The following is a 26,081-nucleotide window of genomic DNA, read 5'->3' on the forward strand; positions in this document are numbered from 1 at the left end:
CAAGATTGACATATTGATTTTCTGGATTAACGTTTGTTGCGGGAACAGGCTCCGGAAAACGGCGCCACAAATTCGGGAGAATGCTGATGGTGCGCATAAGGCGCGGGACCGTCGTCGGGATCGTCGCGACGGTGCTCCCCCTGGTGGTCGCGGCCCTCGTGGCGAAGGGCTTCTTTCCCGGCGCGGGCGAACGCTTGGTCACGCTGTTCCTGATCAACGCCGTCGCCGTCATCGGCATCGGCATCTACAGCGGCAATTCCGGCATCATCTCCTTCGGCAATGTGGGCTTCATGGCCATCGGCGCCTACGCCTCCGGTCTCCTGACCATCAATCCGATCGTGCAGAAAACGGCGCTTCCCCATCTGCCGGAATGGCTCATGGGATGGGGCATGCCCTTCCTGCCGGCGCTTCTCGTCGCGCTTCTCGTCGTTGCGCTGGCCGCGGTCGCCATCGGCATTCCGGTCGCCCGGCTCGGCGGTTCCTCGGCCTCGATCTGCACGCTGGGCTTTCTCGTCATCGTGCATGTCGTGCTCGTCGCTTCCAGCGATTTCACCCGCGGCAGCCAGACCTTCTTCGGCATTCCGCGCGCGGTGAACCTCTGGGTGGCGCTGCCCTTCGCGGTGCTTGCCGTCGCCATTGCCCGTATCTATCGCGACAGTGCGGCGGGCATGAAGCTGCGCGCCTCGCGGGAGGACGAGATAGCCTCGACGGCGGTCGGCGTGAATGTGCGTCTGCACCGCTTTTTCGCTTGGGTACTCGGGGCAATCCTTTCCGGCGCGGCCGGCGTGCTGTTCGCCCATTTCATCGGCGCCTTCTCGCCGAAGGATTTCTATTTCAATCTCACCTTCATGCTTCTCGCCATGCTGATCCTGGGCGGCATCAGCACCGTCTCCGGCGCGGTGGTCGGCACGGCGGTCATCATGGTCATCGTGGAGCTCCTGAGAAAGCTGGAGGGCGGCGTCGATCTCGGTGTCTTCCAGCTTCCGACGGTCTTCGGCCTGACCGATATCGGCATCGGCCTTGCGATCCTGCTCGTCATGTACCGCCTTCAGGACGGGCTGCTCGGGGTGCGCGAACTCGACGAGCAGGTGCCGTTCCTCAAGCGTCTTTCTGCCGGCGCGGCGAAGCCTGCAACGGATGAGCCCGCGCAAGCCGCGGCGAGCCATGCGGGGACGTTGCGGGTTGAAAATGTCGGCAGGCGCTTTTCCGGCCTCGTCGCGCTTGAAAAGGCCGATTTCGAAATCCGTCCCGGTCTCGTCACCGGCCTGATCGGCCCGAACGGCGCCGGCAAGTCGACGCTCATCAACAGCGTCTCCGGCGTCGTGCCGCCTTCGACCGGCCGGGTGATGATCGATGGCACGGACGTGGCGTCCCTGCCGGTGCATCGCGTGCCGGTCTCGGGCCTTGCCCGTACCTTCCAGAACATCCGCCTCTTCAAGAACCTCACCGTCCTGGAAAACGTCACGGTTGCCGCAAGCGCCATCGCCAAGGACCGCGATCCGGTGGATCTTGCCCGCGAGGCGCTGGCGGAAGTCGGCCTTGTCGAGGTTGCCGGTCAACTCGCCGGCACGCTCTCCTACGGCGCGCAGCGGCGACTGGAAATCGCCCGCGCGCTGGCGCTGAAACCCCGCTACCTGCTGCTCGATGAGCCCGCCGCCGGTATGAACCCGGCCGAAACGCAGGAATTGATGACGGTGCTCGACCGCATCCGCACCAAACACCGCCTCGGCCTGCTGGTGGTGGAGCATGACCTGAAGCTGATCATGCGGCTCTGCGACATCGTCGTGGTGCTCAACAAGGGCCAGCAGATCGCCATCGGCACGCCGGCGGAAATCCAGGCCAACCCCGCTGTCATCGAAGCCTATATCGGCCGGCGCCGCTCGGCCGCCCAGGAGACCAAGCCGGCAACCGGCGCTGCCCTGCCGGGTATCGATCCCCATGCCGCCGGCAACCCCGCATAACCGCCAGAGGAGTATAAAATGAAAACGACATTGAAGGCCCTTATCCTGTCCACGGCGCTCGGTGCGCTGGCATTTCCCGCGCTCGCCGAGGACCTCGCCATCGGCCTCGCCACCGCGCAGACCGGTGCTCTTGCGCCCTACGACCAGCCCTCGCTGAAGGGCCTTCAGATGGCCGTCGACGAAATCAACGCGGCCGGCGGCATCGCCGGCAAGTTCCCGATCAAGCTGATCGCCAAGGATACCCGCTCGGATGCCGCGCAGACCGCGCTCGTCGCACAGGAACTCGTCGACGAGGGCATCAAGATCCTGATCACGCCCTGCGACGCCGATCCGTCGATCGCCGCCGGTCAGATCACCCAGGCCGCGCAGATCCCAGCCTTCTCCTTCTGCGCCACGACGCCGACCATGCCGCTCGCCGTTGGCGACTACATGTTCGGCAACTATCCGGCCGACAACGTGCAGGCTGCGGTGCTGGCGAACTACGCCAAGGAGAAGGGTTTCAAGACGGCCTATGTGCTGAAGTCGCCGGATACGGCCTATACGCTCAAGCTGCCGGAATATTTCGCCACCAGCTTCAAGGGCAAGGGCGGCGAGGTGATCGGCGAGGGCACCTACAGCATGGGCCAGCAGGACTTTTCCGCCGAGGTTACCAAGATCAAGGCGCTGAACCCGGCGCCCGATGTCATCATGACCGCGGCCTATGAGCCTGACTTCCCGGCCTTCATCCGCCAGCTGCGCGGTGCCGGCGTCACGACGCCGATCCTCGGCAGCGACGGCATCGATTCCCCGACGACCTTCGGCCTTGGCGCGCTGGTCGACGGCGTGGTCTTCACCACGGCCGGCTTTGCGACGGAGGGCAGCCCGCTCGCCGCCTTCAACGAGAAGTACAAGGCGAAGTTCGGCCAGGATCCGGACACCGTCTACATCGCCAACGGCTACGATCTCGGCAAGGTCATCGAGGCGGCCGTGACCAAGGCGGACAGCATCGAATCGACGGCCATTCGCGAGGCAATCGCCTCGCTGGAAAACGTCGAAGGCGTCACCGGCAAGATCAGTTATGCCGGCACGCAGGGCATGCCGCTGCGCTCCGTCTCGCTGGTGCGTATCGAGGGCGGCAACCGCTCGCTGGTCAACCAGGGCGTTCCGGCTGCCGAAGACGTTCCGGCGCCCTGACCTTGAAGCAGTGCCCTCCGGCGATGGCCGGAGGGCTTTCCCGTCCCGTATGGCTGAAGCGGATGTGCCCGATGATGCATGACAATCCCGACCCGAATCCCTTGCTCGACGTCAGCGGCCTCAAGGTCGCCTACGGGCCGGTCGAGGCGCTGAAGGGCGTTGACCTCAAGGTGCGCAAGGGCGAGATCGTCACCCTGCTCGGCGCCAATGGCGCGGGCAAGAGTTCGACGCTCAATGCGCTCGTCGGGCTTGCCGCCAAGCGGGCTGGCCGCGTGACCTTCGCCGGCAAGGATATCTCGGCGCTGCCGCCGGAAATGATCGTGCGCATGGGCATGACGCTGACGCCGGAAGGGCGCCGCATCTTCCCGACGCTGACGGTCGATGAGCACCTGCTTCTCGGCGGCGCCATGCACAAGGGCAAGGGACAGATAGACGCGGTGCGCGAAGACATGCTGTCGCGGTTCCCGATCCTCAAGGAGCGGCTGTACCAGAAGGCCGGGTCGCTTTCCGGCGGCGAGCAGCAGATGCTGGCGATTGCCCGCTCGATGATGTCCTCGCCGGACCTGCTGCTGCTCGATGAGCCGTCGCTCGGTCTTGCGCCGCAGATCGTCGACCAGATTTTCGAACTGATCGCGAGCCTGCGCGCGCGCGGACTGACGATCCTGCTTGTCGAGCAGAACGTCTCGCTGTCGCTCGAGATTGCCGATACCGGCTATGTCATGGCGAACGGCCGCATTGTTCTGTCCGGCTCCGCCGCCGAACTGCGCAACTCCACCGAAATCCAGGGCGCCTATCTCGGCGCGTGACCGGCAAGAAAGAAAACCATCCATGGACATGTTCCTGCAGCAACTGGTCAACGCGCTCAGCCTCGGCGGCACCTATGCGCTGCTTGCGCTCGGTCTCGCCGTCGTCTTCTCGATCATGGGTCTCATCAATTTCGCCCATGGCGAGCTGATGACCGCCGCCGGCTACGGCCTGTGCTTCGCGCTGCTCTTCGGTCTGCCTTTCGGTCTTGCCACCGTTCTGGCGATGGCGGTCGCCATTGCGCTGGTGTTGCTGATGGAGCGCACCGCCTTTCGCCCGGTCCGCGGGGCGAGCGGCACGACGCTGCTTTTGACGAGCTTTGCCGTCAGCGCCATCCTGCGCGTGCTGTTCCAGAATTTCATCTCGGCCCGCCCCAAGCCCGTGCCGATGCCGATGAGCCTTTCCGGAACGATCGAGATCGGCGGTCTGAATATCGGCGTCATCCAGGCGATCTCCATTCTCGTCACCGTCATCATGCTGGTCGGCCTGAACCTCTTCCTGCGCACCACCGTGCTGGGCCGTGCCATGCGGGCAGCGGCGGAGGACTTCGCCATCGTCCGCCTCATGGGCATCCGCGCCAATGCGGTCGTTGCCACGGCATTCGCGATTTCCGGCCTGTTGGCCGGCGTCGCGGGCATCCTCTGGGTGGCGCAGCGCGGCAGCGTCGATCCGCTGATGGGGTTCCTTCCGGTCCTGAAGGCTTTCATCGCGGCCATCATCGGTGGTCTCGGCAGCCTGTCGGGCGCCGTTGCCGGCGGTTTCCTGCTCGGCTTCATCGAGGTGTTCCTGCAAGCCTATCTGCCGGAAAACCTGATCAGCTACCGCGACGCCTTCACCATCCTGCTGGTCATCGCCGTCCTGTTGTTCGCACCACAAGGCTTGCTGGCGCGCAAGACAATCGTGAAGCTCTGAAATTGCTGAGCGGGCGATTGATACGCTTTCGCGCTTCCGGTTCGTAAGGCACACGTCGTATCGGCAACGTCAGCCGGTCTTCTCCATGATCGTCGGGATTTCCACGATGGTGGGGTCCGTCGAACCGGAATCGATGATGCCGAAGACGGCCTCCAGCATTTTCGGCACGTCCTGCCGCACCATCTCGATATGGTCGCCGAGCATGGCGACGAAGGGGTCCCAGTCGAAGCAGCCGAGATGGGGCATTCGCTCGGCATAGTGGCCGGAGCGGCGAATCCAGCGCATCACGCCTTCCAGGGAAATCGTCGAATTGACGAACATGCCACGCGGCAGATCGCTCGTGCGTTCGGCAAGCTGTCGCATGGCGTTTTCCGCCTTTTCCGGCGCATAGCCGCAGGTCTGGACCAGGGCCTCGTCCACGGCGATGCCCGCCTGCGCATGGGCGTCGCGAAAGCCGCGCACGCGCGCCATCGTGTTGTGATCGGTGCCACGGCCGCCCACGAAGAGGAGAGGGGCCTTCAGGCCATACTCCCGCTCGCAATTGGCGAGCACGCGGCGTGTCAGTTCCAGCGCGCCGCCGTAACTGTCGGAAATGACGGAGGGGGCCCTGGAGCCGGGCAGGTCGAGATTGATGGTGCGCACGCCGGCGCCGGCGCAAAGGTCGACGATGCGGTCGGGGTCCGTCGCGCCCGTCGCGACGAGGCAGTCGACCTGGTAGGACAGCATGGCGCGCGCCGCTTCCATCTCCAGCGCCGGGTCGCGCATCGTGCAGGTGATGATCGGGAACAGGCCGCGTTCGCGCGCGCGCGCCTCGAACTGCTCGACGATCGAACCGAAATAGCGGTTGTCGTATTTCGGTACGATCATGCCGATGATCCTCGAGCGCTCGCGACGCAGGACGCTCGCCTGCATGTTGAGCGCATAGCCCTGTTCCTCGGCCAGTTTGGTGATCTTCTCGGCAAGCTTGGCGCTGATGCGCCGCTTCTTCCAATTGCCGTTGAGAACGGCGCTTACCGCGCTGGCGGAAGTGCCTGCCAGCTCTGCGAGATCATAGATGGTCGTCCTTTTCGGTGGGCTCGTCCGATTCACATGTCATCTCCATTTCGAAAGCCACCTTGACACCAATGACGATTGGTGACAATTCTTGCTTCATCGATTGAGCAAGCATGCTCCATCGATGAAGTTGCCTGAACAGCAAGGCTGACCCAAGGGAGGAGTCAGACGGAGCACCGACGAACCGGACGTTGCGGCGTGGCTGCAGCGAACGATGATCTGCGCGCTGAAGGTGCGTGGAGGGGTCGAGCCTGTCGCCCTTGGCGGCTTGAGGTCGCCGGCGAACATGACTGCGAAAATCAACCGTGGAGGAACACCAATGAAGACGCTTACCACTTTGCTTGCCTCGACCGGCCTTGCCCTGTCGCTCGCCGGCGCCGCGCTTGCCCAGGAAAACGCGACCGTCGCGTTCCTGATGCCCGATCAGGCCTCGACCCGTTACGAGCAGCACGACTATCCGGGCTTCAAGGCCGAGATGGAAAAGCTGTGCGCCAGCTGCACGGTCATCTACCAGAATGCCAATGCCGACGTGGCACTCCAGCAGCAGCAGTTCAACTCGGTCATCGCGCAGGGCGCCAAGGTCATCGTTCTCGACCCGGTCGATTCCGCGGCCGCCGCTGCGCTCGTCGAGATCGCCCAGTCGCAGGACGTCAAGGTCATCGCCTATGACCGCCCGATCCCGGACAAGCCGGCCGACTACTACGTCTCCTTCGACAACCAGGGCATCGGCAAGGCCATTGCCCAGTCGCTGGTCGAGCACCTGAAGGCGAAGGGCGTTCCGGATGGCGCCGGCGTGCTTCAGATCAACGGCTCGCCGACCGACGCGGCCGCCGGCCTCATCCGTGACGGTATCCACGAGGCGCTCAAGGCTTCGCCCTACAAGACGCTCGCAGAATTCGATACGCCGGAATGGGCGCCGCCGAAGGCGCAGGAATGGGCTGCAGGCCAGATCACCCGCTTCGGCGAGGAGATCAAGGGCATCGTGGCGGCCAATGACGGCACGGGCGGCGGCGCAATCGCGGCCCTCAAGGCTGCCGGCGTCAAGGAAATGCCGCCGGTGACCGGCAACGACGCGACGATCGCGGCCCTCCAGCTCATCATCTCGGGCGACCAGTACAATACGATCTCCAAGCCGTCGGAAATCGTGGCCGCGGCCGCGGCCAACGTCGCCGTCGCGCTGCTCAAGGGCGAGACCCCGGAAGCGACCCACAAGCTCTACGAAACGCCTTCGCAGCTTTTCGTTCCGGCGGTCGTGACGGCGGAGAACATCAAGGCCGAAATCTTCGACAAGGGCATCAACAAGCCGGAAGAGGTCTGCACGGGCGAATATGTTGAAGGTTGCCGCAAACTCGGCATCATCAACTAATTGAGCCCATCGTGTCCGGCCGTGGCCTCCCGCGGCCGGACACTCCGATCCGTCGTAAGGTCTTTCTGAAGGTTCTAGGGGCCATGACAGCCACGCACAGTCTTCCCGCCAAGGGGCAATCGGTCATACGTCTCAGCGGCGTATCCAAGAATTTCGGGGCCGTATCCGCGCTGACGGATATCGAGCTCGATGTGAAGGCGGGCGAAGTCGTCGCGCTGGTCGGCGACAACGGCGCCGGCAAGTCGACGCTGGTCAAGGTGCTCGCCGGCGTGCACCAGCCTTCGTCCGGCACGACAGAATTCTGCGGCCAGCAGGTCTCGCTCGACACGCCCGCCAAGGCGCTGGACATGGGTATCGCCACCGTCTTCCAGGATCTCGCGCTCTGCGAAAACCTCGACGTCGTCGCCAACCTGTTCCTCGGCCATGAAATCTCGCCCTGGGCGCTCGATGAAGTGGCGATGGAAGTGCGCGCCTGGACGCTGCTGCGCGAGCTTGCCGCGCGCATTCCCTCCGTCCGCGAACCCATCGCCTCGCTTTCCGGCGGCCAGCGCCAGACGGTGGCCATCGCCCGCTCGCTGCTGCTCAATCCCAAACTCATCATGCTGGACGAGCCGACCGCCGCCCTCGGCGTGGCGCAGACGGCGGAGGTGCTGAACCTCATCGAGCGCGTGCGCGACCGGGGCCTCGGCGTCATCATCATCAGCCACAACATGGAGGATGTGCGCGCCGTGGCGGACCGGATCGTCGTGCTGCGTCTCGGCAAGAACAACGGCGTCTTCACGCCCGAATCCTCCAATCAGGACCTCATTTCCGCCATTACCGGCGCCACGGACAATTCCGTCTCGCGTCGCGCCGACCGCAAGGCCGGTGAAGCCCAGGACCATCAAGGGGGAGCAGCATGAGCCAGAATCCGTCCCAACCCATGCTGGACCGCAGTGACGAGCGTGTGCGCCATGACGACAGCCTCGCCGCCATGGCCAAGGGGTTCATCGACCGCGTGCGCTCCGGTGATCTCGGCATGCTGCCCGTCGCCGTCGGCCTCGTCGTCATCTCCATCGTGTTTTCCGCGCTGAACCCGATCTTCCTTGCGCCGAACAACCTCGTGAACCTGCTGTTCGACTGCGCCACCGTCGGCGTCATCTCGCTCGGCATCGTCTGCGTGCTGGTGCTTGGCGAAATCGACCTTTCGGTCGGCTCGATGAGCGGCCTTGCCTCGGCCATGGTCGGCGTGCTCTGGGTCAACCAGGGCTGGCCGATCGTCGGCGCCATCCTCGCGGCCCTCGTCGTCGGTGCGGGCGTCGGCCTGCTCTATGCGACGCTCTATAATCGCCTCGGCATGCCGAGCTTCGTCGCCACGCTCGCCGGCCTTCTCGCGCTGCTCGGCCTGCAGCTTTACATTCTCGGCCCGACCGGCTCGATCAATCTGCCCTACGCTTCCTCGCTGGTGCGCTTCGGCCAGATCCTGATCATGCCGGACTGGTTGTCCTATGCGCTCGCTCTCGTGCCCGGCCTCGTCATGATCGGTCGCGGTCTTCGCACCCGCAGCCAGCGTCTCGCCGTCAACCTGTCCGCTCAGCCGATGCGCGCGCTGATTCTCAAGGCCGTCCTGCTGACGGCCGCCCTGGAGGCTGCCGTCTTCTATCTCAATCTCGGCCGCGGCCTTCCGTGGATGTTCGCCCTCTTCGTGGGGCTCGCCGTCATCCTCAACTATGCGCTGACCCGCACGAAATGGGGCCGCTCGATGTTCGCCGTCGGCGGCAACAAGGAAGCCGCACGCCGTTCGGGTATCAATGTACGCCGCATCTATATGAGCGCCTTCATGCTCTGCTCGACGCTCGCGGCGCTCGGCGGCATCCTCTCGGCCTCGCGCCTTGCCTCCTCCAGCCAGCAGGCCGGTACGGGCGACGTCAACCTCAACGCAATCGCCGCAGCGGTGATCGGCGGCACGAGCCTCTTCGGCGGACGCGGCAGCGCCTATTCGGCCCTGCTCGGCATCATCGTCATTCAGGCGATCTCGAACGGTCTGACGCTGCTCAACCTGTCGTCCTCGCTGCGCTACATGATCACGGGCGGGGTCCTCGCCATCGCCGTCATCGTCGATTCGCTCGCCCGTCGCTCCCGCGTCAGCCACGGCCGCGCCTAACGAAATCTGGAATGGAGTTTTAGACCATGGCTGACCTCATGAAGGGCAAGATCGCCGCCATCACGGGTGCCGCCTCCGGCATCGGCCTCGAATGCGCCAGGACGCTCATTGCCGAAGGTGCGAAGGTGGTGCTCGTCGACCGGGCGAAGGACAAGCTGGAGCATCTGTGCGGGGAGCTCGGACCGAATGCCTTGCCGCTCGTCGTCGACCTGCTGACGCCGTCCGACGTCTCCGGCATGCTGCCGCGTATCCTCGAGATTGCCGGCGGGCTCGACGTCTTCCACGCCAATGCCGGCGCCTATATCGGCGGCCCGGTGGCCGAGGGCGATCCCGATGCCTGGGACCGCATGCTGAACCTCAACATCAACGCGGCCTTCCGCTCGGTTCATGCGGTTCTGCCCTACATGATCGAGAAGAAGACGGGCGATATCCTCTTCACCTCGTCGATTGCCGGTGTCGTGCCCGTCATCTGGGAGCCGATCTACACGGCGTCCAAGTTTGCCGTGCAGGCCTTCGTGCACTCCACGCGCCGCCAGGTGGCGCAGCATGGCGTGCGTGTCGGCGCGGTTCTTCCGGGCCCGGTCGTCACGGCGCTGCTCGACGACTGGCCGAAGGAGAAGATGGACGAGGCGCTCGCCAATGGCAGCCTGATGCAGCCGAAGGAAGTGGCCGATGCCGTGCTCTTCATGCTGACACGGCCGCGCAACGTGACGATCCGCGACCTCGTCATCCTGCCCAACAGCGTCGATCTCTGAAAGCGCGGCAAGCGGCGCGATGCCGCTTGCCCCAAATGTTCCTGATTGCAGGCGGTAGACCCATGAACACTCCATCCTCCGCACGCCCCGCGGGCGGCGACCGCTACCTCGTCGGCGTCGATGTCGGCACGGGCAGCGCCAGAGCCGGCCTCTTCGATCTGTCCGGCCGCATGCTGGCCTCCGGAAAGCGCGACATTTCGCTGTTTCGCGAGCCGGGCGCCATGGTCGAGCAGTCGAGCACGGAAATCTGGGCTGCCGTCTGCGCTTCGGTGCGTGAGGCTGTCGAGAAGGCGAGTGTCGCACCGGAAACGATCGCCGGCATCGGCTTCGATGCGACCTGCTCGCTGGTGGTGCTGGGGGAAGGGGGCGCGCCGCTGCCCGTCGGCCCCTCGGAAGATCCGCAGCGCGATATCATCGTCTGGATGGATCACCGCGCGGTGGAGCAGGTCGAGCGCATCAATGCCGGCAAATACGATGTGCTGCGCTATGTCGGCGGCATCATCTCGCCGGAAATGGAGACGCCGAAACTGCTTTGGCTCAAGGAGAACCGCCCGCAGGTCTTCGACGCCGCCTGGCAATTCTTCGATCTCGCCGATTTCCTGACCTGGCGTGCGACGGGCGATCTCGCCCGCTCGACCTGCACGGTCACCTGCAAATGGACCTATCTCGCCCATGAAAAACGCTGGGATTCCAGCTATTTCCGGGGCATCGGCCTCGGCGTCCTCGCCGACGAGGATTTCGCCCGCATCGGCCAGCGGGTCGTCGAGCCCGGCACGCCTGTCGGCGCCGGCCTGACGGCGCAGGCGGCAGGCGAGCTCGGTCTTGCCGTCGGAACGCCTGTCGCAGCCGGCATGATCGACGCCCATGCGGGCGGCATCGGCACGGTCGGTGTCGACGGCCCGCCGGAAAACAATCTCGGCTATGTCTTCGGCACGTCGTCCTGCACCATGACCTCGACCCACGAACCGGTCTTCGTGCCGGGGGTCTGGGGGCCGTATTTCTCCGCCATGGTGCCCGGCATGTGGCTCAACGAAGGCGGCCAGTCGGCGGCAGGCGCCGCCATCGAGCAGCTTCTCTCCTTCCATCCGGCGGTGAGCGAGGCCACGGCGCTTGCAAAATCGCGCGGCCTCTCCCTGCCGGTGTTGCTGGCGGAACTGGCCGCGGAGAAGGCGGATGCGCTTTCCGACGTGGCAAGGCTTGCCGATGGCCTGCATGTCGTTCCGGAATTCCTCGGCAACCGCGCGCCCTTCGCCGACCCGCACGCCCGCGCGGTCATCGTCGGCCTCGGCATGGAGCGCGATATAGACAATCTCGTCGCCCTCTACATCGCCGGCCTTTGCGGTATCGGCTACGGCCTGCGGCAGATCATCGATGCGCAGGCGGCGGCCGGCGCACCGATCGACCGGATCGTCATCAGTGGCGGCGCCGGGCAACTCGACCTCGTGCGCCAGCTTCTCGCCGACGCGACGGGCAAGCCGCTGCTCGCGACGCGGGCAGAAGAACCGGTGCTGCTGGGGGCCGCCATTCTCGGCAGCGTCGCCGGCGGTGCGTTCGCGGATGTGCGGTCGGCCATGTCGGCCCTTTCTGCAACCGACCGCAGCTATCAACCCGCCGAGGGCAAAACCGCGGATCTGCATGCAGGACGCTACGCTGCCTTCCAGCGCCTGCAATCGCTCGCCCGCGAAATCCGCTAGGCAGGCGACACAATTGCGCGACTGCTGGAAGGGCGATGGCGTCGCAATCGCCCCGCATACGGCCTCTGGCCGCCTTGCCGCCGCTAGACTTCGCCCTTCAGGGTTTCCTTCTGCGTGATCAAGCGCGCCGAATGAAGCCCTGTCACGGCGGTCCATAACCAGCTCATCGCGACCGCGAGGCGGCTCCTGGTCCCGATCAGGAAGTAGATATGGGCAAGGCCCCAGATCCACCAGGCGAGCCATCCCTTCAGGCGGATCCGGCCCAGTTCGATGACCGCGGCGCTCGGTCCGATGGTGGCGAGATTGCCGAGGTGCCGGTAGCGGAAGGCCTTCGGGCTCGGCTTGCTTGACAGGCGATCCCGGATGATGCCGGCGGCATATTTGCCCTGTTGCTTTGCGGCGGGCGCGATGCCGGGGACCGGCTTTCCGTCCGGGCCGGTAACGAGCGCGGTGTCGCCGATCACGAAGATCTCAGGCATTCCCTTCACGGTCAGGTCCGGCTCGACGATGACGCGCCCGGCGCGATCCGTCGGGCAATCGAGCCATTGTCCTGCCTTCGACGCCTGGACGCCCGCCGCCCAGATCACCGTTTGCGCCGGCACGAACGTCTCGCCGATCCGTATCCCGTCCTCGCCGCAGGAGGTCACCGGTATTCCTGTCCGGATGGTGACGCCGATTTTTTCAAGGGCGCGTTCGGCATAGCCGGAAAGGTCCGGGTGAAATGCCGGCAGGACGCGCGGGCCTGCCTCGACGAGAACGATCCTGCTGGTTCTGGTATCGATCGACCGGAATTCCTTGACCAGCGTGTGGTGCGCGAGCTGCGCGATGATGCCGGCCAGCTCGACGCCGGTCGGACCGCCGCCGATGATGGCGAAGGTCAGGAGGGCCTCGCGCGCCTTCGGATCCGTCTCCAGTTCCGCGCGCTCGAAGGCGAGCAGGAGGCGCCGCCGGATGGTCGTCGCGTCCTCGAGGGCCTTCAGCCCGGGTGCATAGGGTTCCCACTCGTCGCGGCCGAAATAGGCATGCCGCGCGCCGGTCGCCAGGATCAGCGTATCGAAGGGGACCGTGTGGCCGTCCCGCAGGACAACGCGCTTCTGCTCCCGGTCGATGCCGACGACATCGCCGAGGAGCGTGGAAATGTCGGGCCGGTTGCGAAAGACGGAGCGGATGGGCCAGGCGATTTCCGATGTCGCGAGAAGCGTGGTGGCGACCTGATAGAGGAGGGGTTGGAACAGGTGGTGATTGCGGCGATCGATGATGGTGATCTCGATATCCGGATGCCGCAGGCTCCTGGCCGCTTGCATGCCACCGAAACCAGCGCCGACGATGACGACCTTGTGCTTGTGCATGTCGAATCCTCTCCGGGAAATCTACCGGATCAAAGTCACAGCCCATCGCAGCCAGCAAGCGTTAATATCCCGAAGGCCTTTGGGGCAACGGGCACCGCCGGCATGGCGGCCATGAATGCGTTTCGTGGAGGCGTTCTGCTGCGACCGTCTCAGAGCGAACTGTCCAGGAAATACCACTGGTCCAGATGCGCCCGCACGACAGGTTCGATGGCGGCGTTGAGGTGGAGCATGTCTTCGAGGAAACGTTCGCCCGGTTTTTCCTCGGGGGGCAGGCGGATGGGGGCGAGGGCCCTGGCTTCGAAGCGGAAGCCTTCCGTGCGGATGTTGTACCAGGGGCAGATCGTGGCGTTCGTCATGCGCGCGAGGCGGATGATGAGGGCGATGTTGCCTTCCATATGGGGCGGACGGTCGAAGAAGGGGCCGCGGATGACGCCGCGGAAACCTTCGTCGCAGAAGGCGTTGACGACGCCGCCCTTCTGCAGGACCTTGAGGGCCGGGCGCACGCCCTGGAAGCCGGGCGGCAGGAACTGTACGCCGGTCTTCGTGCGTACGCGCCTGGCGATCCAGGCCTTCGCCCGTTCCGTCGGCGGCACATAGAAGGTGTGCGGCGAGACGTTGATCTTCTGCAGCAGGATCGGGCCGATTTCCCAATTGCCGAGATGCAGGCCGACGATGATCGTCGGCCCCGCACGGACGGCCTGTTCGATGATTTCAAGGCCCTCGTAGCGGATGCGCTCGGGGTGGTCGATCATGCGGGTGACGACGGAAAACTCCGTCATGATGCGGCCCTGCGACCGCTGGTTCTCGGCCACAAGGGCTTCGCACTCGGCTTCGGAGAGATCGGGACGGAGCGTGCGGATCGTCGCGCGCGCCCGGTGCACCGCGACCTTGTGGAAGCGGGGGATGGCGAAGCGGCCAAGCCAGCCGCCGAGGTTGGAGACGACATCCATCGGCAGCAGCTTCAGGGAATAGTGGCCGAGAAGGTGGGCGGCGTTCCAGAGATTGTCCTTGACCCAGTAGGTCAGGAAACGCTGGCGCGCCTCGCGGCCGGCGAAAAGCGCCGACAGGCCCGGCCGGTCGCCGCTCGAAAAGAACCAGGCCTTGCGGCGGGCGAGGCCTTCGGCCTTGTGGGGCGGCTGGTCCGTCACGGCGCGGCTCCTCAGCGTTTCTCGATGGTGATCGGCAGGCCGTCGCGCGGGCGCAGCGTGAGCCGGCAGACCGGCTCCACCTTATGGTTTTCCGGAACCCGTACGCGGAAGCGCTGGGCGATGGCGGCAAGGCACAGCACCGCCTCGGTGAGGCCGAAATGCAGGCCCGGGCAGACACGCGGGCCGCTGGCGAAGGGAATGTAGCTATAGGGCGTCGGCCGGCGGCCTTCCAGGAAGCGTTCGGGCCGGAAGCGGTGCGGCTCGGGAAACAGGCTCTCGGTGCGGTGCAGCAGCCACGGCACGATGAGGATCAGCGAATTGGCGGCGATGTCGACGCCGCCCAGCTGGTCTGCCTTGCGGTTCTGCCGCGCCAGGATCGGCACCGGCGGATAGAGGCGCAGCGTCTCCTCGATGACCGCCTTGCACCATTCGAGGTTCGGCACGTCGTCGATGGTCGGCGTGCGGTCGCCGCAGACACGGGCGATCTCCTCGTGGACGGCGCGCTCCACCCAGGGGGCGCGGGCCAGCAGATACCAGGCCCAGGTCAGGGTCGCGGCCGTGGTCTCGTGGCCGGCCATGAAGATCGTTGCGGCCTCGTTGCGCAGCGCCACCACGTCGAGCTTCAGTTCGGGGTTGCGCTGCTGGCGGCGGATCAACAGCTCGACCATCGAATTGTGGTCGCCGCGGCCGGCAAGATGATCCTCGACGACCTTGTCGATGATCCTGTGGATACGCTTGACCGAGCGGCGCAGCGAGGGCGTGCGCAGGATCGGCAGGCCATCGTCGAAGCCGAGGAAGTAGCCGAGATTGATCGAATCGATCAGCGACTGGTAGCTGGTGAAGCCCTCGGTGACGGCCGCCGCGCCCTCCTCGCCGAGCTGATTGCCGAAGACGGCGCGTGAGATGATCTCCGCCGTCAGGCCGGCCATTTCGTGCAGGGCGTTGAGCGTGGTGCCCTCGGGCATGCCGCGCCAGCGCTCGACGAGTTCGCTTGCGGTCTGTTCCATGACGGGCCCGAAGGCGGGCACGCGGTTCATGTGCACGATGTCGGCGACGAGCGCGCGCCGCTGGCGCCAGGTCTCGCCGTCGGAAATGAAGAGGCCGTCGCCGAGCAGGTGCTCCAGCGCGCGCCGCATCTGCGGGCTCTTGCGCTCGTAGTTGTCCTGCCGCTTGACGACCACGTCGCGGATGAGCGCGGGGCTGTTCACCAGCACGACCTGGCGGCCGAGAATGCGGATTTGCGAAACGTTTTCGCTATAGTCGCCGGCACGCCAGATCGACAGGAAATCGGCGCGCGCCTGCAGGAGAAGATTGAGCGGTTTTCCCGGCGGGCCGGCATAATATTGCGCGCGCACGGGCTCGAGCACGCCGTCGCCTATGAATTCGTGAAAGTGGACCGGTTTCTGGAGCCAGGCGAGCATGCAAAGCCAAATTGTTTGTTTGGCTAACGTCTAAACAACGGGCTGCATCTGTCAACCTGGGCGCGAACAGGATTCAGGCCCGGCGCCGGGCGATGAGGGCATAAAGCAGCATCATCAACAGGAGCGCGGTCGGCCAGAAGTCCGTCGCCTGGTCCCAGTTCCACTCCCAGAAGCGATAGCCGTCGAGATGGGGCGGTTTCATATGGACCGAAACCTCGTAGTCCCGCTTCTCGCGGCCGTGGAAATGGCCGATAGCGAAGGCAAGGCCGATGACGAAGCTGTCGCGCCAGCAGTAGAGCGGTCGTGCGATGGCCGCGACCACGACGGCCATGACAAGCCCCTCGACCATATGGCCGAGCCAGTCGTAATTCTGCTGAATGAAGGACCAGTCCATCGCTAGGCCACGCGCCGGGCTCGGTGGAAGGACGGTCCCGCGCGGCGGGACGGTAAAGGCCCCGCGACCGAGGGGAGGGTGGTTTCTGGCATGCACATGCTTGCACAATCGTCCCGCCGCCGGATTGTTCCGGATAGGGACCTTTCACCACCGTACATCCGACACGTGCCGTCGCGACCTGGACTGGATTGTGTTGAACAATATTGCTAGGGTTATTCAACAAGACTGAAAACAAGATCGGGCCGAGGACGCGTGGTGTCTGCGCGCCGGCAAGGCCCCTGAGGAGGAGGACGTCATGAAGCCCAATCCGATAACCGCAGCGCCTGCGGATGCAGAGGCCCGCAAGGCCATCACGCCGGTGATCTGCTACCCGGTCGAGACCCTGCCGCGGCCGGACCTTGCCGCCTACCGCGCTCTTCGGGACGATCTGGAGCTGGTGGAAACCGTCGTCGTGCCGCCGCGCGAGGCCGCTACCTGGACGGTGCCGGCCGGGCATTTCTGCCGCATCGTCAGCAGCGAGGGACCGCAGGTCGGCGACCTCAATCTCTTCAATGCCAACGATTTGCGCGAGCGGCTCTATACCGGCAAGACGCGGGCGCTGAACGGTACCCATGTCGGCCTTGGCGACCAGCTCTTCTCGAATTTCCCTTATCTGCGCCCCATCGCCACCATCACGCACGATACGCTGGACTGGTACGGCTTCGACGAATTCGGCGGCGCGGTACACGATGTCATCGGCACGCGCTGCGACCCCTACACGAACAACCTCTTGAGCCACGGCGGCCAGTATCATCATTGCTGCCATTCCAACCTGACGCGCGCCTTCGCCAAAAAGACCGGCATGGCGCCGCGTGAGGCGGAAGGTTACGTGCATGACGTGCTGAACGTCTTCATGTGCACCGGTTTCACGCGCGACACGGGACAGTATTTCATGAAGGCGAGCCCGGTGCGGCCGGGCGACTATCTGGAGTTCTTCGCCGAGATCGATCTGCTCGGCTGCATGTCGGCCTGCCCGGGTGGGGACTGCTCGTCGCAGCACTCTTCCGATACGGCGGCCTGCTATCCCATGGTCGTCGAGATCTACAAGGCCAAGGGCCTGCCGAAAGGCTGGGCGCCGCCGCCGGTCAACGGCTATGACGGCACCCACGGCCTCTAACCCGGGACTCATCGCCATTCGGCCGATGCTGATCGCACGGGCCGAATGGATCGGCGATTGGCCCTAGCGCGGCCGGCGGATGGTGCGGATCGTGCCGCTTCGTCCGCCACCACAGAAGAAGCGGTCGGCGCCGTCGGATTCCAGACCCGAGACGCCGGTGCCCTCGGGCATAAGGATCGTGTCGAGCACGGCGCCGCTTTCCGGATCGATGCGGCGCAGGTCGCTTTCCTCTCCCTCCCAGGTACCGTGCCAGAGTTCGCCATCCACCCAGGTCACGCCCGTCACCATGCGGTTGCTCTGGATGACGCGGATGACCGCGCCGGTCTGCGGATCGATCTGGTGAATCTGCCGGCTGCGGTATTCGCCCACCCACAGCGAGCCTTCCGCCCAGGTGAGGCCGGAATCACCGCCATTGCCGGGTGCGGGAATGGTGGCGAGCACGGTGCCGGAGGCGGGATCGATCTTGTGGATCTTGTCTTCGGAGATCTGGAAGAGATGGCGGCCGTCGTAGGCCGTGCCGGCATGGGCGGCCATGTCGATGGTGCCGAGAATGCGGCCGTCCTCGGGGTCGATGGAATGGACGGCGTCACCGGCGGCAAACCAGACGGCCTTGCCGTCGAAGGTGACGCCGCCGATCTGTTCCACGCCGGGAAAGGGGCCGTATTCGTGCAGGATCTCCGCCTTGGACGTGCGCATCGAAAATCTCCTTTGGATCGCTTGTGACCCTATCCTAACCGCCGGGCAGGGGGCCCGGGAGTAACAAGAGTGTCGAGAAGGCGCCGGGCGTCGGCGTCAGCCAGCGCCGGGTGCGCCCGCGGCCGATCGCCTGCACCTTGCCGGCGCTGGAAAGCGCTTCGAGCGCGCGCTGCACGGTGCGCGCGCTGGTGCCGAGCGCGATGGCGAGCGCCGAGGTCGACCAGGCCTCGCCATCGGCAAAGAGCGCGAGCACGTCGGCATGCGGCTCATCCAGCGGCGGGGCGAGAACGGCAACGGGCCTGCCATTGTTCGGCGCGAGCGCAAAGCCGGTCTTCGTCGCGGTGATGTCGGCCACTCCTCCCAGTTCCGCGCGCAGCCGCCCCATTTCCACGCGCAGACGCGCGCGGTGGGATTCGTCGGCATGCCGGGCGCGGAAGGCGTCGAGAAGCAGCCTTTCCCGGCTCGCGTCGCCGGGAAAGGCCTCGGCCAGCGTGCGCAGCAGGGAAAACAGGATCGGCCGTGTGGCGAGCGAGACGGTCGTCTCGCCGCAGCGCACGACATGCCGGCAGGCATCGACAACCAGGGTGTCTGTTGTCAGCAGGCTTGCGACCTCCTGCGGCAGCAACGGGCGCTCCGTCCCCGCCGTCAGCAGCCGGGCGGCGGGCTGCCGCAGCACGGTCGCCGCCTCTTCCACCTCGCGCAGCAGGGCGAGGATGCGCGCCTGCCGGGCCGCATCGGTTGCGCGGGCAAAGGCCTCCCGCGCCGCATCGATATGCAGGCGGCGTACCGCGATGCCCGCGACGGCCAACTCGTGCGCGGCCCGCAGCGTGGGCGGCAGCGCATCGGGCTCCGTCTCGGCAAGGCGCGCTGCGGCTTCCGTCAGATCGCCGATCAGCAGCAGACGGCGGATGGCCAGCGTCCTCGCATGGGCGGCATTGAGGTGGTCACCATGGGCCGCGAGCGTTTGCCCGGCTGCCGAAAGCGCCTTGACCGGCCAGGTGAGGTCGCGCGAGACAAGGGCGATTTCCGCTTCCGCCACGATGCAGCGTGCCCGCGCCACGGCCTCGCGCGGGCCGAAGGCGCGACCGGCGCTTTTCAGGAGCGTCTTGGCCCGATCGAGATCGCCGAGCTGGGCCATGGCGATACCGCGCAGCGCCAGCGCCGGCGGGTCCTCGCGCAGCGCCACGCGGTCGAGCGCGCCGAGCGGATCGCCGGCGGCAAGCGCCCGGGCGGCGGCTGTGATCATCGAGTCCATGCAAATCCCGTCACGCTTGTAACTCCCGCCTGCGCCCGAACCGCCGCTAGTCTTTGCCTGTCCGTTGCCGAGGAAAGGCGTTTTGCTGCGTGCATTCAAGCCCTTTCTGGTGGAACGCCCGTCGGCCCACAGGGCCATGCGAAATTCTTTCGCATCCGATGTCGGAGCGGGTATCCTGCCAGCGTCTTTCATGCGGTCGGACAGTCTGGCCCGGCATTGCCGGGCGACCGCTAAGGAGATGACCATGATCCATACGCATTATCGCTGGGTGATCGTCGCGGCAGGGGGCCTGCTCGGCTGCGTTGCCATCGGCGCCATGTTCTCGCTACCGGTTTTCCTCCTGCCCATTTCCAAGGAAACGGGCTGGTCGGTGACCGGCATTTCCACCGCCATGACCATCGGCTTCCTCGCCCTGGCCTTCGCCAGCATGTTCTGGGGAAGCCTCTCCGACCGCTGGGGGCCGCGACCCGTCGTTCTGGCGGGCTCGGCGCTGCTCGTCGTCAGCCTGCTTCTGGCAAGCACGATCACCTCGCTCGTCGGCTTCCAGTTCGTCTTCGGCCTCATGGTGGGGGTGGCGGTCGCCGCCGTCTTCGCGCCGATGATGGCCTGTGTCACCGGCTGGTTCGATACGCATCGCAGCCTTGCCGTCTCGCTGGTCTCGGCGGGCATGGGCATGGCGCCCATGACCATGTCGCCCTTCGCCGCCTGGCTCGTGACCATGCATGACTGGCGAACCTCGATGCAGGTCATCGCGCTGGTCGCCGCCGTGCTGATGATCCCGGCCGCGCTGCTGGTCAAGAGCCCGCCAGCTCTCCAGGAAGGCGGGGACGGCGCGGCTGCGGCGGATGAGCCGCAGGAGGCGATGTCGACGCGGGACGTGCTGCGCTCGCCGCAATTCGTCATCCTGTGCCTCACGAACTTCTTCTGCTGCGCCACCCATTCCGGGCCGATCTTCCACACGGTCAGCTATGCCATTACCTGCGGCATTCCGATGATCGCGGCCGTCACGATCTACAGCATCGAGGGCCTTGCCGGCATGGGCGGGCGCGTGGTCTTCGGCATTCTCGGTGACCGGTTCGGCGCCAAGCACATTCTCGTGCTCGGGTTGTTCGCGCAGGCCTTCGGGGCGCTCGCCTATATCTTTACCGGCGGGCTTGCGTCCTTCTATCTCGTGGCGGGCATCTTCGGCTTCATCTATGCCGGCGTCATGCCGCTTTACGCTGTCATCGCACGGGAAAACTTCCCGCTGCGCATGATGGGCACCGTCATCGGCGGCACGGCCATGGCCGGCAGCCTCGGCATGGCGCTGGGGCCGGTCGCCGGCGGGCTGATCTACGACACCTTCGCCAGCTACACATGGCTCTATGTCGGCTCCTGGGGCATCGGCCTCGGCGCCTTCCTCATCGCCATGACGTTCCGGCCGGTGCCGAAGGGACGCGAGGCGCTTGCAACGGCTTGAGGACGAACGAGGCTGAGGGCCTCATGGCCCAGCCTCGCCATGGCAGGCGCCAGCGGCAGCTTAATGCACCCTCTTCACCTGCATCATGCCGGGCGAGGCCTGGCGTGATGCAGGTGAGGGGCGTCTGAAAGATGCCGTTTGCTGATCATGCCGCTGCGCTCGATCACGCTGCCCCGGCCGGATCGCCGATCGGCATCAGCGCGGGCTTCGTCGCCTGTTCGCGCTTGATCTTCTCTTCCTCGCTCTCGCCCTCCTTCGTCTTTCCGGCATCGCCGGGTGTCGTGCGGGAGGGGACGGCGTTGGTCTCGCCATCGGCATCTGGTGCGCCTGGCTTCGGTTTCTCGATTGTCATGGCGGCTCCTTTTCGGAAGATCGGCCTTAGAAATTCAGGAACTGTTCCGGGTTCTTGCGGGCGCGCATGAGAAGGTCCAGCTCCCGTTTCGAGGGGCCGAACTTGTCGTATAGCCGTTTGGCCTCCTGCGGAGTGAGGCCGTAAGCCGTGCGAAAGGTTTCTATCGTGTAGCGTTCTCCCGACAGACGGCGGTGGTCGGGAAAGAGCTTGGATTGGTCGGGCATCTGCGGTCGCGCCTATCGTCTTTGACAGGGCTTCAACCGGCAAGGGCGGGTATTGTTCCCTCTCCATCGGGAAAGGTTCGGGCGGATCGCTCCGCCCGAAGGCGCTCAGGCCCCGGCGCAGAAATCCCGGAGCGCATGGGCGGCGGCGAGCATGTCGAAGGTGCGGTCCTCGCTGACCGGCTCGGCATCCGTCGAAAGCTTGATCATCGCGAATTCCGCCTTCGGGTCCATGTAGAGATACTGGCCGAAAATGCCGAAGCACATGAAGACCGGACTGTCGGGCGCCTCGATCCAGAACTGGTTGTGATAGGCCCCGTTCGGCAACGCGCCCTGCCGCTCGTCGCCGAAGACGTCGTGGTCGGCCTTGTTGAAGCTCTCGATCCAGTCCTTCGGCACGATCTGCCGGCCATGGGCCTTGCCGCCGTTGAGGAGGAGCAGGGCGAAGCGGGCGAAGTCGCGCAGCGTCGCGTTGAAGCCGCCGTCTGCCAGCGCGTAACCGCCGCGGTCGAGCGTGATATAGGCGTTTTCCTCCGCGCCCATCGGCGTCCAGAGCTCCTCGCTGATAAGGTCGGCGAGGTGCTTGCCCGTCACGCGCTGCATGATGAAGGCGAGCACGTCCGTTTCGATGGAGCGGTACTGGAAGAGCTGGCCGTGCGGGCGTTCCTGCTCGGTGAGCTGGAGGATCAGCTCCCAGACGGTCATCGGCCAGGACGGGTCGCTGATCTCGAACCAGCCGCAGGCCTGGCCGAGCTTCTGCATATGCGAGCCTGGCGTCGTGTAGGATTCGTCGAAGAGCACGCCGCTCGTCATGTCGAGCACGTGCTGCACCTTGGCGCCGCGATAGCCGGTTGCCTCGAGTTCCGGCAGGTACTGCGTCACGGGTGCCTGCGGGTCGATCAGGCTGCGGGAGACGAGAATGCCGAAGACGGCCGAGGTGACCGATTTGGAGACGGACATGGCGAGGTGCTGCCGGTAGGGCTTCATGCCGTTCATGTAGCGCTCGTCGACGATCTCGCCGCGCGACAGCACGAGGAAACCGTCGGTCGCGCTTTCCTCCAGCCATTGCGGGATCGTTCGGCGGCCGGCGCGGGTCTCGAAGGCGAGGCCATCGATATCGCGCTTGCGCTCGGGCAGCGGCAGGACCGGGCCGGGGCCGCGCCAGATTTCGGCGGTCGGCACCATTTCGCGCACATGCTGGAAGGTCCAGCGATGATAGGGCGGAAAGTCCCATTCGCCGCGCGGAATGATCGGCGCGCCGGGGTTTTTCGGGTCGCGCCGCCAGGGCTGCATGGTCGCGGTCATAAGGTTCTCCAAATTTTTCGTGCTGAAATCAGCCGGCGATGAGCTCCGGCAGGCGGTGGATCGAGGCGACGAGCTGTTGGGTATAGGCTTCGCGCGGATTGCCGAGCACCTCCGCCGCCGCGCCATGCTCGACGACCTTGCCGGCGCGGAAGACATAGACGCGCTGGCAGAAGGAGCTGACGACCGACAGGTCGTGCGAGATGTAGAGGAGCGTCAGCTTGCGCTCGCGCTGCAGGCGGGCGAGCAGATCGAGGATCTGTGCCTGCGTCGTCACGTCGAGCGCCGAGGTGATCTCGTCGGCGATCAGGATTTCCGGCTTCAGGGCGAGTGCGCGGGCGATGCCGACGCGCTGGCACTGGCCGCCGGAGAGCTGGCCGGGGCGGCGGCTGCCAAGGTCCCGCTTCAGTTCCACCATGTCGAGCAGCCTTTCGGCTTCCTTGACCGCGCCGGCGCGGTCGGTGAGCTGATGGCGCCAGATCGGTTCGGCGATGGATTCCAGCGCCGTCATGCGCGGATTGAGCGAATCGTAGGGGTTCTGGAAGACCATCTGCACCCGGCGGCGGAAACCGAGCAGGGCGGCCCCCGAGAGATCGCCGATCGGCTGGCCTTCCAGCGTGACGCCGCCTTCGGTCGCCTTGTTCTGCAGGATGACGGTGCGGGCGAGCGTGCTTTTGCCCGAGCCGCTTTCGCCGACGATGCCGACCGTCTCGCCGGCCCTGATCGTGAGGTCGATGCCGTCGAGCGCCCGGAAGGGTTCCGGCCGGCGGCCGCGCAGGGCATCGACGATGTCGCGCTTGACGGGGAAGTGCACCTTGAGGTTCTTCACCTGCAGCAGCGGCGCATCGGCGGCCGCGCCGCTCCAGCCGCTCGTCAGGCTCTTGCGGCCGGGCTGGGAGTTGACGAGCAGGCGCGTATAGGGATGACGCGGATTGCTCACCACCTGATGGGCCGGGCCTTCCTCGACGATCTCGCCATGGCGCATGACGACGATGCGCGCGCAGATATCGGCAAGCACGCCGAGATCGTGCGATATGAGCGCGATGGCGAGACCTCGGGCGCGGTTGAGGTCTTTCAACAGTTCCAGGATCTTCTGCTGCACGGTCACGTCGAGCGCTGTCGTCGGCTCGTCGGCGATCAGCAGGCGCGGGGCGCAGCTGATGGCGGCGGCGATCATGACGCGCTGCTTCATGCCGCCCGAAAGCTCGTGCGGATAGGATTTCGCGCGCATCGCGGGCTCGCGGATGCCGACATCTTCGAGAAGCGCCACGGCCTTTTCCCAAGCGGCGGTGCGCGGCAGGCCGAGGTGACGCATCATCGGCTGGGCAATCTGCCGGCCGATAGTCTGCAGCGGGTTGAGATGCGAAGAGGGGTTCTGGAAGATCATCGAGAGGTCGCGGCCGCGCAGGGTCGACCATTGCTCCGGCGCAAGGCCGAGCAGGGGCTTGCCGTCGAGGCCGATCTCGCCCGTAACGGCCGCGGTCGGTGGCAGGAGGCCGAGCGCGGCGCGGCAGATGGTGGATTTTCCCGAGCCGCTTTCGCCGGCAATGCCGACGATCTCGCCGGGGGCGATGCGGAAGGAGACGTTCCTGACCACCGGCACCTTGCCGAAGGCGACGGAGACATTGGAAATATCGAGCAGGGAATTCGTCATGCGGCGGCTCGCTGGCGGCTGAGATGGGTGAGGCCATCGCCGAGGAAGATGAGGCCGAGGCCAAGGCTGATGGCGGCAAGGCCGGGGAAGGTGCATATCCACCAGGCCTGGCGCAGGAAGCGTGTGCCGTCGGCGATCATCACGCCCCATTCGGCGAGCGGCGGCTGGGCGCCCATGCCGAGGAAACCGAAGCTGGCGCCGGCGAGCATGACGAGCACGGCATCGCTCACCGCATAGGCGATGACCGGGCCGAAGGCATTGGGCAGCACGTGGCGGAACAGCGTGACGCGGTCGGAAAAGCCGAGGCACTTCGCGGCCTGGACATATTCGCTGCCGCGCACGGCCATCACCTCGGCGCGCACGAGGCGGGCATAGGTGATCCAGGCGACAAAGGCGAGTGCGATGAAGAAGTTGAGGAGGCCCGGCCCGAGCACGCCGACGATGGCGAGAACCAGCACGAAGAACGGGAAGGCGGCCGTCAGGTCGTAGAGGCGCATCAGCACCGTGTCGATGAAGCCGCCGTAGTAGCCGCTGACGAGGCCGACCGTCGTGCCGATGATGAGCGGCGGAAGCACGCCGGCAAGGCACATCAAGAGGTCGATCTGCGCGCCGAAGAGCACGCGCGAGAAGACGTCGCGGCCGACCTGGTCGGTGCCGAACCAGTGTTCGGCGCTCGGTGCCTGCAGGGCGTGCACGATGTCGACGGCGTTCGGGTCATAGGGGGCGATCCACGGGGCGAAGAGGGCGACAAGCACCCAGAGCCCGACAAACCCGCCGGCGACGACGAGGCCGAGGGGCAGGGGGGCGCGCTCGGGCGCGGAATTTGCGGAGGCGTCCAGAGACATGGGCTTGCTCCTAGAGGCGGGCGCGCGGATCGATCGCCGCGGAGAGAAGGTCGACGAGGAAGGTGACGGCGACCGTGGTGGCGGCGAACATCACCGTCAGGCCCTGGATGACGTGATAATCGCGGGCGAGCAGCGAATTGATCATCAGGGTGCCGAGGCCGGGCACGGCATAGACCGTTTCCACGACGATGGTGCCGCCGATCAGGAAGGCGACGATGACGCCGAAGAGATTGAGCGTCGGCAGGATGGCGTTGGGCAGAACGGTGCGCCAGAAGATCTCGCTTTCGCTGGCGCCCTGTGCACGGGCGGCGGTGACGAAATCGGCGGCGGATTTTTCGATCAGCGCGGCGCGCAGGCTCTGCACCAGAACGGGAACGATCCAGATCGCCGTCGAGAGCGCCGGCAGGAAGAGATGGTGCAGATGTCCGACAAAGCTCTTGCCGTAGCCGGAGACCGGAAACCAGCCGAGGCTGACGCCGAAGAAGCGCGACATCATGATGCCGAGCCAGAAGACCGGGATCGCCATGCCGGCGACGCCGATCAGACGGATGATCTGGTCGGTCAGGCTGCCGGGACGCCGGGCGCTGGCGATGGCGAGCGCGATGGAGGGCGGCACGGCAAGGCAGATGACATAGCCCGTCAGGAACAGGGTCGGCCAGACATATTGGCCGATCAGCTCGGCGACCGGCCGCTTGTAGCGCAGCGACATGCCGATATCGCCGGTGACGAGATTGCCGGCATAGATGACGAACTGCTGCCACAGCGGCTTGTCGAGGCCGAGGCTCTGGCGGATGGCTTCGAGCGTTTCCGGCTTGGCGCGGTCGCCGGCGATCACGCGCGCCGGATCGCCCGGCACCATATGCACCAGAAGAAAGGTGACGAGCGTGATGCCGACGAGCACGAAGACGAGCTGCAGGATGCGGCGCAGGATCATGTGCATGGTAGGTCCCCGGATGCGGAAAAAAGGC

Annotated in this window: 24 protein-coding genes; 11 read left to right on the forward strand and 13 right to left on the reverse strand. The window is 65.7% G+C overall.

Going from position 1 to position 26,081, the window contains the following annotated elements:
• The first annotated feature begins 86 nt into the window (after window positions 1-86).
• The 4 genes from V8U06_RS00435 to V8U06_RS00450 all read left to right on the forward strand — a co-directional run bounded on the left by V8U06_RS00435 (window position 87) and on the right by V8U06_RS00450 (window position 4,850).
• A complete protein-coding gene (locus V8U06_RS00435) occupies window positions 87-1,961 on the forward strand; it encodes a branched-chain amino acid ABC transporter ATP-binding protein/permease (RefSeq protein ID WP_427139038.1) in 1,875 nt (624 codons plus the stop codon).
• An 18-nt stretch (window positions 1,962-1,979) separates the two neighbouring features.
• On the forward strand, window positions 1,980-3,134 hold the full coding sequence (locus V8U06_RS00440) for an ABC transporter substrate-binding protein (RefSeq protein ID WP_226918359.1): 1,155 nt from the start codon (window positions 1,980-1,982) through the stop codon (window positions 3,132-3,134).
• Between the two features lie 71 nt (window positions 3,135-3,205).
• Entirely contained in the window at window positions 3,206-3,940 is a 735-nt protein-coding gene (locus V8U06_RS00445) for an ABC transporter ATP-binding protein (protein ID WP_427139039.1), read from the forward strand.
• Window positions 3,941-3,962: 22 nt separating this feature from the next.
• On the forward strand, window positions 3,963-4,850 hold the full coding sequence (locus V8U06_RS00450) for a branched-chain amino acid ABC transporter permease (protein ID WP_011982913.1): 888 nt from the start codon (window positions 3,963-3,965) through the stop codon (window positions 4,848-4,850).
• 69 nt (window positions 4,851-4,919) lie between these two features.
• Here the strand turns inward: V8U06_RS00450 and V8U06_RS00455 are convergent, their stop codons facing one another.
• The gene (locus V8U06_RS00455; protein ID WP_427139040.1) at window positions 4,920-5,939 is read right to left on the reverse strand and encodes a LacI family DNA-binding transcriptional regulator; all 1,020 of its coding nucleotides are present in this window, start codon (window positions 5,937-5,939) and stop codon (window positions 4,920-4,922) included.
• Window positions 5,940-6,222: 283 nt separating this feature from the next.
• Between V8U06_RS00455 and V8U06_RS00460 the strand changes: the two genes are divergently transcribed.
• The 5 genes from V8U06_RS00460 (at window position 6,223) to V8U06_RS00480 (ending at window position 11,861) form a co-directional block, all read left to right on the forward strand.
• Window positions 6,223-7,269 carry an ABC transporter substrate-binding protein gene (locus V8U06_RS00460; protein ID WP_226918363.1) on the forward strand — a complete coding sequence of 349 codons (1,047 nt, stop codon included), beginning with the start codon at window positions 6,223-6,225 and terminating at the stop codon, window positions 7,267-7,269.
• An 83-nt stretch (window positions 7,270-7,352) separates the two neighbouring features.
• Window positions 7,353-8,171, forward strand: a complete 819-nt coding sequence (locus V8U06_RS00465) for an ATP-binding cassette domain-containing protein (RefSeq protein ID WP_427139041.1) — start codon at window positions 7,353-7,355, stop codon at window positions 8,169-8,171.
• The gene (locus V8U06_RS00470) at window positions 8,168-9,412 is read left to right on the forward strand and encodes a sugar ABC transporter permease (RefSeq protein ID WP_226918365.1); all 1,245 of its coding nucleotides are present in this window, start codon (window positions 8,168-8,170) and stop codon (window positions 9,410-9,412) included. The genes V8U06_RS00465 and V8U06_RS00470 overlap by 4 nt, the downstream gene beginning before the upstream one ends.
• Before the next feature lie 26 nt (window positions 9,413-9,438).
• On the forward strand, window positions 9,439-10,167 hold the full coding sequence (locus V8U06_RS00475) for an SDR family oxidoreductase (protein WP_226918366.1): 729 nt from the start codon (window positions 9,439-9,441) through the stop codon (window positions 10,165-10,167).
• 62 nt (window positions 10,168-10,229) lie between these two features.
• Complete coding sequence (locus V8U06_RS00480) at window positions 10,230-11,861, forward strand: FGGY-family carbohydrate kinase (protein ID WP_427139042.1); 1,632 nt, start codon at window positions 10,230-10,232, stop codon at window positions 11,859-11,861.
• A gap of 83 nt (window positions 11,862-11,944) precedes the next feature.
• Here the strand turns inward: V8U06_RS00480 and V8U06_RS00485 are convergent, their stop codons facing one another.
• From V8U06_RS00485 to V8U06_RS00500, 4 genes are all read right to left on the reverse strand, one after another.
• Window positions 11,945-13,210, reverse strand: a complete 1,266-nt coding sequence (locus tag V8U06_RS00485; protein WP_427139043.1) for an NAD(P)/FAD-dependent oxidoreductase — start codon at window positions 13,208-13,210, stop codon at window positions 11,945-11,947.
• A gap of 149 nt (window positions 13,211-13,359) precedes the next feature.
• Window positions 13,360-14,358 carry a lysophospholipid acyltransferase family protein gene (locus V8U06_RS00490; protein ID WP_427139044.1) on the reverse strand — a complete coding sequence of 333 codons (999 nt, stop codon included), beginning with the start codon at window positions 14,356-14,358 and terminating at the stop codon, window positions 13,360-13,362.
• 11 nt (window positions 14,359-14,369) lie between these two features.
• The gene (locus V8U06_RS00495; RefSeq protein ID WP_427139045.1) at window positions 14,370-15,725 is read right to left on the reverse strand and encodes a cytochrome P450; all 1,356 of its coding nucleotides are present in this window, start codon (window positions 15,723-15,725) and stop codon (window positions 14,370-14,372) included.
• A 127-nt stretch (window positions 15,726-15,852) separates the two neighbouring features.
• On the reverse strand, window positions 15,853-16,173 hold the full coding sequence (locus tag V8U06_RS00500; RefSeq protein ID WP_427139046.1) for a hypothetical protein: 321 nt from the start codon (window positions 16,171-16,173) through the stop codon (window positions 15,853-15,855).
• Between the two features lie 295 nt (window positions 16,174-16,468).
• Here V8U06_RS00500 and V8U06_RS00505 point away from each other — a divergent pair, with 295 nt between their 5' ends.
• Window positions 16,469-17,329 (forward strand): urea carboxylase-associated family protein, encoded by an 861-nt coding sequence (locus V8U06_RS00505; RefSeq protein ID WP_427139047.1) that lies wholly within the window; start codon window positions 16,469-16,471, stop codon window positions 17,327-17,329.
• A 63-nt stretch (window positions 17,330-17,392) separates the two neighbouring features.
• Here the strand turns inward: V8U06_RS00505 and V8U06_RS00510 are convergent, their stop codons facing one another.
• Entirely contained in the window at window positions 17,393-18,025 is a 633-nt protein-coding gene (locus tag V8U06_RS00510) for a PQQ-binding-like beta-propeller repeat protein (RefSeq protein ID WP_226918382.1), read from the reverse strand.
• Window positions 18,026-18,059: 34 nt separating this feature from the next.
• Window positions 18,060-19,280 carry a helix-turn-helix domain-containing protein gene (locus V8U06_RS00515; protein WP_427139048.1) on the reverse strand — a complete coding sequence of 407 codons (1,221 nt, stop codon included), beginning with the start codon at window positions 19,278-19,280 and terminating at the stop codon, window positions 18,060-18,062.
• Window positions 19,281-19,524: 244 nt separating this feature from the next.
• Here V8U06_RS00515 and V8U06_RS00520 point away from each other — a divergent pair, with 244 nt between their 5' ends.
• On the forward strand, window positions 19,525-20,739 hold the full coding sequence (locus V8U06_RS00520; RefSeq protein WP_427139049.1) for an MFS transporter: 1,215 nt from the start codon (window positions 19,525-19,527) through the stop codon (window positions 20,737-20,739).
• Between the two features lie 163 nt (window positions 20,740-20,902).
• Here the strand turns inward: V8U06_RS00520 and V8U06_RS00525 are convergent, their stop codons facing one another.
• The 6 genes from V8U06_RS00525 to V8U06_RS00550 all read right to left on the reverse strand — a co-directional run bounded on the left by V8U06_RS00525 (window position 20,903) and on the right by V8U06_RS00550 (window position 26,053).
• Entirely contained in the window at window positions 20,903-21,091 is a 189-nt protein-coding gene (locus V8U06_RS00525) for a hypothetical protein (RefSeq protein ID WP_427139050.1), read from the reverse strand.
• A 26-nt stretch (window positions 21,092-21,117) separates the two neighbouring features.
• Complete coding sequence (locus V8U06_RS00530) at window positions 21,118-21,315, reverse strand: hypothetical protein (protein WP_226918386.1); 198 nt, start codon at window positions 21,313-21,315, stop codon at window positions 21,118-21,120.
• A 105-nt stretch (window positions 21,316-21,420) separates the two neighbouring features.
• Entirely contained in the window at window positions 21,421-22,617 is a 1,197-nt protein-coding gene (locus tag V8U06_RS00535) for a serine hydrolase domain-containing protein (RefSeq protein ID WP_427139051.1), read from the reverse strand.
• A 28-nt stretch (window positions 22,618-22,645) separates the two neighbouring features.
• Window positions 22,646-24,268 (reverse strand): dipeptide ABC transporter ATP-binding protein, encoded by a 1,623-nt coding sequence (locus V8U06_RS00540; RefSeq protein ID WP_427139052.1) that lies wholly within the window; start codon window positions 24,266-24,268, stop codon window positions 22,646-22,648.
• Window positions 24,265-25,113, reverse strand: a complete 849-nt coding sequence (locus V8U06_RS00545) for an ABC transporter permease (protein WP_427139053.1) — start codon at window positions 25,111-25,113, stop codon at window positions 24,265-24,267. The genes V8U06_RS00540 and V8U06_RS00545 overlap by 4 nt, the downstream gene beginning before the upstream one ends.
• Before the next feature lie 10 nt (window positions 25,114-25,123).
• Window positions 25,124-26,053 carry an ABC transporter permease gene (locus tag V8U06_RS00550; RefSeq protein ID WP_226918390.1) on the reverse strand — a complete coding sequence of 310 codons (930 nt, stop codon included), beginning with the start codon at window positions 26,051-26,053 and terminating at the stop codon, window positions 25,124-25,126.
• Between the last annotated feature and the right edge of the window lie 28 nt (window positions 26,054-26,081).

Origin of the sequence: Shinella sp. G-2 (genome assembly GCF_050172695.1) — a bacterium.
In the GTDB taxonomy this organism is placed as follows: Bacteria; Pseudomonadota; Alphaproteobacteria; order Rhizobiales; family Rhizobiaceae; genus Shinella.